7 protein-coding genes are annotated in these 7,670 nt (G+C 65.3%); all 7 read right to left on the reverse strand.

Annotated features, from left to right (window positions below; genetic code table 11):
- Window positions 1-92 precede the first annotated feature (92 nt).
- The 7 genes from Q2M23_RS42725 to Q2M23_RS42755 all read right to left on the reverse strand — a co-directional run bounded on the left by Q2M23_RS42725 (window position 93) and on the right by Q2M23_RS42755 (window position 7,280).
- Entirely contained in the window at window positions 93-833 is a 741-nt protein-coding gene (locus Q2M23_RS42725; RefSeq protein ID WP_316399380.1) for an SDR family NAD(P)-dependent oxidoreductase, read from the reverse strand.
- 220 nt (window positions 834-1,053) lie between these two features.
- Window positions 1,054-2,604: an amidophosphoribosyltransferase gene (purF, locus tag Q2M23_RS42730; RefSeq protein ID WP_371852170.1), complete on the reverse strand. Its 1,551-nt coding sequence runs from the start codon at window positions 2,602-2,604 to the stop codon at window positions 1,054-1,056.
- Between the two features lie 25 nt (window positions 2,605-2,629).
- Window positions 2,630-3,265, reverse strand: a complete 636-nt coding sequence (locus Q2M23_RS42735; protein ID WP_316399381.1) for a CvpA family protein — start codon at window positions 3,263-3,265, stop codon at window positions 2,630-2,632.
- Window positions 3,266-3,469: 204 nt separating this feature from the next.
- Window positions 3,470-4,939 (reverse strand): DNA repair protein RadA, encoded by a 1,470-nt coding sequence (radA, locus tag Q2M23_RS42740; protein WP_229192200.1) that lies wholly within the window; start codon window positions 4,937-4,939, stop codon window positions 3,470-3,472.
- A 98-nt stretch (window positions 4,940-5,037) separates the two neighbouring features.
- Complete coding sequence (locus Q2M23_RS42745; protein ID WP_316399383.1) at window positions 5,038-5,652, reverse strand: hypothetical protein; 615 nt, start codon at window positions 5,650-5,652, stop codon at window positions 5,038-5,040.
- A gap of 172 nt (window positions 5,653-5,824) precedes the next feature.
- Complete coding sequence (locus Q2M23_RS42750) at window positions 5,825-6,112, reverse strand: hypothetical protein (protein ID WP_316399384.1); 288 nt, start codon at window positions 6,110-6,112, stop codon at window positions 5,825-5,827.
- Window positions 6,113-6,554: 442 nt separating this feature from the next.
- A complete protein-coding gene (locus Q2M23_RS42755) occupies window positions 6,555-7,280 on the reverse strand; it encodes a sulfite exporter TauE/SafE family protein (RefSeq protein ID WP_316399386.1) in 726 nt (241 codons plus the stop codon).
- Window positions 7,281-7,670 lie beyond the last annotated feature (390 nt).

Raw genomic sequence — 7,670 nt, forward strand, 5'->3', positions numbered from 1 at the left:
ACCAACAGGCCGCTCGCGAGCGCGCTTCCAAATTGCGCCGTAGCGAGCGGGCGGCCGGCCCGTTACCCCATCTACGGGAGAGAGAGCCGCGCTCACGCCGGCGGCTGGAAGCTGCGCAGCGTGCGCGCCTTGTAGTCGTAGAGCTTGCCGGTCTCGGTCCATGCGGGCGAACACATCGGCACGATGAATTCGGCGGCCATGTCGGGCGTATCCAGCGTCATCGGGTCTTCGCCGGGAAACACCTGCGCGCGCATCCGGGTGCGGATCGGGCCGGGGCTGAACAGGTTGACGCGGAGCTTTGTGTTGGCGGTCTCGTTGGCCCAGGAGCGCACCAGTGCCTCCAGCGCGGCCTTCGAGGCCGCATAGGGGCCGAGATAGGCGTTGGCCTTGTGGGCCACGCCCGACGTCACGAACACCGCGCGGCCGGCGTCGGATTGCCGCAGCAGCGGGTCCATGCAGCGGATCAGCTGGAAATTGGCGGTGACGTTGATCGCGAACACGTCGTTCCATGGCTTCAGCTCGATATGGCCGAGCGGCGACGACGGCCCTGCGGTGCCGGCATTGCCGACCAGGATGTCGAGCTTGCCGTGGCGCTCATGCAGCGCGAGGCCGAGCCGCGCGATGCCGTCGTAATCGGTGAGCGAGAGCGGCACCAAGGTGGCGCTGCCGCCGGCCTTGCGGATCTCGTCGTCGAGCTCTTCCAGCCCGCCTTGCGTGCGCGCCACCGCGACGACATGCGCGCCGGCCTTGGCCAGTGCGACCGCGGTCGCATAGCCGATGCCGCGCGAGGCGCCGGTCACGAGGGCGATACGGGAGGCGAGGGGTGTTGTCATGTCTGTCTGTCCGCGTGTTTGCCCGGGGTATTACAGACGGAAATGCCCGGGACAAGCCCGGCCATGGCTAAAAGACATGGTCATTCCGGGATGGTCCGAAGGACCAGACCTCAGATGCGCAATCGCGCATCGGGGAACCTCGAAATTTGAGGCAAGAACGCAAGACAACTTCGAGATCCCGGGTTCGATGCTGCGCATCGCCCCGGGATGACGCTTCGCCTCAGCTCGCCTCCGCCAGCAGCGAGAGCTGGCGCGGCGGGGCCTCGGTTTCGCTCTGGTCCGTGAGGTGTGTCGGGTAGGCGCCGGTGAAGCAATGGTCGGCGAATCTCGGATTTGCCGGGTCGCGGCCCTCATAGCCCATCGCGCGGTACATGCCGTCGATCGACAGGAAGGCGAGCGAGTCGGCGCCGATGATGTCGCGCATCTCCTCGAGCGAATGGGTCGCGGCGAGCAGGCCGCCGCGGTCCGGCAGGTCGATGCCGTAATAGTCGGGATAGAGGATCGGCGGCGAGGCGAGGCGGAAATGCACCTCACGGGCGCCGGCGTCGCGCATCATGCGCACGATCTTCTTCGAGGTGGTGCCGCGCACCAGACTGTCGTCGATCAGGATGATGCGCTTGCCCTCGATCGCGGCGCGGTTGGCCGAATGCTTCATGCGCACGCCGAGCTCGCGCACGCTCTGGGTCGGCTGGATGAAGGTGCGGCCGACATAGTGGTTGCGGATGATGCCGAGCTCGAACGGCACGCCGGAATACTGGCTGTAGCCGACCGCGGCGGGCACGCCGGAATCCGGCACCGGCACCACGACGTCGACCTCGGGATGGCTCTCGCGCGCCAGCTGGGCGCCGAAGGCCTTGCGCACGTCGTAGACCGAGCGGCCGCCGACGATCGAATCCGGGCGCGCGAAATAGATGTATTCGAAGATGCAGGGCCGGGCCGGCTTCGGCGGGAACGGCTTGTGGCTGTGAGCCCCTCGCTCGTCGAACACGATGATCTCGCCGGGCTCGATGTCGCGGACGTATTTCGCGCCGATCATGTCGAGCGCGCAGGTCTCCGAGGTCAGGATCGGACAGCCGTCGAGATCGCCGAGCACCAGCGGGCGGATGCCGAGCGGATCGCGCGCGCCGACCAGCTTCTTGTTGGTCAGCGCGACCAGCGCATAGGCGCCCTCAATGGTGCGCAGCGCCTCGATGAAGCGGTCGATGAAGCGGGTGCGCTTGGACTGCGCCACGAGATGCAGGATCACCTCGGTGTCGGTGGTCGACTGCATCATGGCGCCGCCCTTGACCAACTCGCGGCGCAAGGTCAGGCCATTGGTGAGGTTGCCGTTGTGGCCGACCGCAAATCCGCCGGCGCTGAGCTCGGCGAACAGTGGCTGCACGTTGCGCAGGATGGTGCCGCCGGTGGTGGAGTAGCGGACATGGCCGACCGCGGCGTTGCCCGGCAAGCGCTCGATCACCTCACGGCGGGAGAAGGCGTCGCCGACCAGGCCGAGGCGGCGTTCACTGTGGAAGCGGCTGCCGTCGAAGGAGACGATGCCGGCGGCTTCCTGGCCGCGGTGTTGCAGGGCGTGCAGGCCGAGCGCGGTGATCGCGGCGGCCTCGGGATGGCCGAAGATGCCGAACACACCGCATTCCTCGCGGAGCGTGTCGCCATCGAGGTCGGGGTGGTATCTGAGAGGGTCGTTTTTAGGGTCGTCTTGCAGTTCGATCGGGCCGAGGTCGAGATCCATTTGGTCGGTATGATCCGAAGGGGTCTGCATCTCGTTCATCGCCTCTCGTAAGGGCCCAAATAGTTTATCGGCCCGCGGGTTTCTCGATCAGCTTCTTCAAGCTGTCACGCGCAGGTTTGCTATAGCCATCACCCGACGCCGGCGGTGCCTGATCATTGGAATCGGCCGCAGAATCGTCGTCTGGCTTATTCTTCTTGAACTTCTTTAAGATGGTGTTCTCGGGGTCGTCAGGCAAGAGCGACATCAGCCAATCCCCGGTTCCCTGCAGCACCACGCGGGACTTCGCCCCGGTCACCCAATCGGGCCGCTGCTTGTCCGGAACCAGCCAGGTGAAGAACATGAACGCCACGACCACGATCAGGAGGCCGCGGGCGAGCCCGAACAGGAAGCCGAGGGTGCGGTCGAGCGCGCCGATCCGGGAATCCAGGATCATGTCCGAGATCCGCACCGTGACGATCGAGACCACGATCAGCGTGCCGATGAAGACGCCGGCCACCACGACCACGGCGGCGACCGTGTCGTTGTTGAAATAGGTCTTGGCGGTCGGCAGAAGCTTCGAAAACGCATACAGCGTGACCAAAGCTGCGGCGCCCCAGGCCGCGATCGACAGGATCTCGCGCATGAAGCCGCGCACCATCGCGAGCAGGCCCGAAATCAGCATCACGCCGAGCAGGACGAGATCAAGTATCGTTATGGGCATCGGCTGGTCAGGTCCGCTGGTACGTTTCGGTACGCTGTTAAGGGCTTACGTTGTTAAGGGCTTACGCTGCTAAGGGCTCTCGCGAATCGGCGAAGTCGGTGCCGTCCTAACTGAGGCGCATTGGGGGCATCCGGCAAGGCCAGAGCGCCACCTGTCCCGCGCGGCGGATGTATAGCGGCGGGGGGCTGATACGTCACGCCCGCTTTAGCTGGTCTCGCGACGGAATCGAGCCGGTGTGGCATTTTTCTCAGCCGCATCAGGGCCTCCGGAGCCGCCCTGGTCGCGCCGGCCGCCCCGGGGCGTACCGCGTGCCGCAATTTCGGCGACCAGCGTGGTGAGATTGCCGACGCTGTTGAGGGTGAGCCCTGAATCGCCGCCGCTCTCGCCGCGGGCCGATTCGGGCAGGATGGCGCGGGCGAAGCCGAGCTTGAGGGCCTCCTTGAGCCGGGCCGGGGTCTGCGCCACCGGGCGGATCGCGCCCGATAGCGAAATCTCGCCGAAATAGACCGCATCCGTCGGCAGCGGCGCGTTCACCAGCGAGGAGACCAGCGCGGCCGCCGCGGCAAGGTCCGCGGCCGGTTCCTGGATGCGCAGGCCGCCGGCAACGTTGAGATAGACGTCATGTCCGGACAATTTGACGCCGCAATGCGCTTCGAGCACCGCGAGCACCATCGACAGCCGGCTCGGGTCCCAGCCGACCACGGCGCGGCGTGGCGTGCCGAGCGAGGTCGGTGCCACCAGCGCCTGCAACTCGACCAGCACCGGACGGGTGCCCTCGATGCCGGCGAACACCGCCGTGCCGGGGCTGCCGAGCTCGCGCTCGGAGAGGAACAATTCCGAGGGGTTGGTGACCTCGCGCAGGCCGAGGCCGGTCATCTCGAATACGCCGATCTCGTCGGTCGCGCCAAAACGGTTCTTCACCGAGCGCAGGATGCGGAACTGCTGCGAGCCTTCGCCCTCGAACGACAGCACCGCATCGACCATGTGCTCGACCACGCGGGGACCGGCGATCTGGCCGTCCTTTGTCACATGGCCGACCAGGATGATCGCGGCACCCGTCTTCTTGGCAAAGCGAATGAGGGCCTGCGCCGAGGCGCGGACCTGGGTCACCGTGCCGGGCGCGGATTCCACCGTGTCGGTCCACATGGTCTGGATCGAGTCGATCACGATCAGGCGCGGCACCGCGCCTTCCGATAGCGTCGCGACGATGTCCTCGACCGACGTTTCCGAAGCCAGCTGCACCGGCGCGTCCGCGAGCCCGAGCCGTTCGGCGCGCAGCCGCACCTGGGCGACCGCCTCTTCGCCGGAGATATAGACCGCGCGGTGGCCGGCGCGCGCCATCATGCTGGTCGCCTGGGTCAGCAGCGTCGATTTTCCGATGCCGGGATCGCCGCCGACCAAAAGCACCGAGCCGCGGACGAAGCCGCCGCCGGTGACGCGGTCGAGCTCGGCCATCCCGGACGACAGCCGCGGCGCGTCCTGGGTCTTGCCGGACAGCGATTCCAGCGCAAACGTCCGCCCCTTGCGCTTGCTGCGGATCGAGACCGGCACCGAGCCTGTGGTGTCCTCCTCGGCCAGCGTGTTCCACTCGCCGCAGGAATCGCACTTGCCCTGCCAGCGATTATACGCCGCGCCGCAGTTCTGGCAGACGAAGGAGAGGGTGGATTTGGCCATGGAGCAGGTGAGTCGCGCTATCGCGCACGATGCATAGCACGGTTCGGCCGCCGCGCGCGATCCATCGAAGACGGAGTGCCAGATGGCGGGGGGCCGGCTCAGCGCGAGAACACCCGCGTTCCGCCCGGCCAGCGCGGCTTGTCGCCGACCGGGCTTGCGCCGATTTCCCAGCCGACGCCGCCCCACAGCACGTCGACGGCACCAAGCTCTCCGGCGGTGTCGCGGACGTAAAACACGTTCGGCTTGGCGTTGACCTCCAGCGGGCCGTTGCTGCCGCTGGGCTGTCGCCTCAACGCGCACCAGACGTCGGCCAGTCTGCTCTCGTGGCTCTGACCCAGTTTGGCGAGGATCTCCTTGTCGCTCGAGGCTGCGCTCAGGATGAAGGTCTGCAACGATGCGCTGCCGCTATCGTCCTCGATCTTGTTCGTGAAGCGCTGCGCGAAGGTCGCGCCTAACCAGGAAATCCTGACCGGCGCGCTCGAGGCGATGTCCTCCTTGAAATGTTCCCGCGCGACGAATTTTTCGGCGTGAGGAATTGCCGAGGTCGACGACGGATCGGACGGTTCCTCACTTTTTGGCTGCAGGGAACATGCAACGCGGTCAGCAGCGGCAACGGCACCCGGTTGCCCCGGTCTTGTATCGTCTGCCGCGACGCTCAATCCCTGCGTCGCCAGAACAACGGTCAACCACAGGGTGAGGCTTGGTTGGCGCATGTTGTTGTTGTCCCTGAATCCGCTGTGCTCGCGGAGACAAGGTAAACCGCATCTTGCAGATGTAAATCAAAGATCAGGTTTCTGGTTAAGGATAAAAAGTAAGTTCAACTACAGCGCGAATTTGAATCAAATGCGCTTCGCGCAAGGGAACTGCTCTCGTTTGTACGCGCGGTCAAACGTGGATGTCCCGCCTCGACAGCAGCAGCGGCGGATTCTCGCGCGGCGTCAGACTCGTCGGCAGAGCGCGGCAGCATCTCGCCTGCGCGCGCAACGGATCGCTCCAGCTCCAGCGAACCCGCCACGACGGATTGTTGGCGTAGGCCGGAATGCGCCAGACCCAGATCGTCTCGTAGACGCTGTCTCCGAACTGCGCGACATCGGGCCTTGCCGTCGGCCAGAACGCCGAGTCGGCAACAGCGAACGTCACAATCGCCGCAGTCGTGATCATCATCTTGCGCATCGCGCGCCTGCCTTTCCCGCCTGTCGTGGGCTTTGACGACCCGCGACTCCCAATGCTTCGACTTGCGATCCCGCATTCGTCAGGCCGACATCGGCGACATCAGGCGCCGGGCTCTGCGCCCGATCTGCACGCCATGTTTCGCTGAACTCGTGTCGTCTGAACTCTCGGGACTCGCATCCGGGTCGTCGATCAACCCTGTGATGCCTGCTGGAGCAAAGTTCTTTTCCGCAAACGATCAAGTGCAAGTAATGAGATTGTCATAAACGCAGCGGCCGGACGATGGCAATCCGGATAACAACGGAAGGTGAGCGCTCAACAAAACTCTTTCGGGGTACGCGCCACCCGATGCGCAAAGCCCCGTAGAATTACGACACCATCGGGAGGATGTTGGTGTTCGTCACGGTGAAATCCGTTTGCCCAGGGCCTGGTCGATGTCGGAATTTTACTGCGTCATTGCAGACCACAATAGCGCCGTGCCCGCCGCCAGCATGATGCCGTCCATGATCAGGCGGAACGACTCCGGCTTCAGCTGCAGCACGAAGCGCTTGGCGATGAAGGCGCCGGCCATCGGCGAGGCGCCGGCGATCAGGCCCTTGAGTGCGATGTCCGGCGTCAGTGCGCCGAAGCGCTCGAACGTCACCGACTTGCTGACATAGAGCCCGAGCGAGCTCGCCGCCTCGGTGGCGAGGAACGCGCCCTTGCTGAGACCGTAGAACAGGAACAGCGGCACGCTGAGCGGGCCGGTCGAGGCCACGATGCCGGTGAGGTAGCCGATGAGCGCACCGCCGATTGCGAGATGCCAGAGATTGGCCTTCAGCCTGTGCCGCGCCAGCCAGTGCCGCACCGGCACCATCGCGATCAGGAATACGCCGATCGCTATATCGACCGCATGCGAGGGCAGCGCGAGCAGGGTGCGCGCGCCGAGCGCGGCGGCCGGGATGCCGGTGATCGAGTAGGCGATGCAGGCACGCCAGTCGACCTCGCGCCACCAGGCGAGGATTCGCGACAGATTGGCCATCACGGCGGCGACGGCCATGATCGGCACCGCCTGCTTCGGCCCGTACTGATAGACCAGCACCGGCATCAGCATGATCGACGAGCCGGTGCCGACGATGCCGGAAATGGTGCCGGCGACCAGGCCGACGATGAGGACGAAGAGAAAGCCCACCTGCGCGCTCCGGTGAGGTGATCCCGAGCCATGCTGAATGCGTGTCCCGGGAGAGGGGCTCAGTGTGACCTCATGGTTCGAGACGGCGCAAGGGCGCCGCCGAGCCATCGACACGCCATCGTGCGCAGCGCAGCAAGACTTGGACAAATCATGTCGCGAGAATGCGGTGGTATGACTCATAGACCGCGCAACACATTTTATGTCGTCCCTGCGAACGCAGGGACCCATAACCACGAATGCGGATTATTGCGCGCCGCCGGAACGACAAAGTCCCGTTCACAACATCGGCCGCGGAGTATGGGTCCCTGCTTTCGCACTAGTGCATCTACACGTTTGTCGGGCCATTTGCGAGGATTTGGAAGCGGGCCATTCCGGTGTGGAAGGTGATTG

The sequence above is a fragment of the Bradyrhizobium sp. 33ap4 genome (assembly GCF_032654765.1).
Taxonomy (GTDB): Bacteria; Pseudomonadota; Alphaproteobacteria; order Rhizobiales; family Xanthobacteraceae; genus Bradyrhizobium; species Bradyrhizobium australafricanum.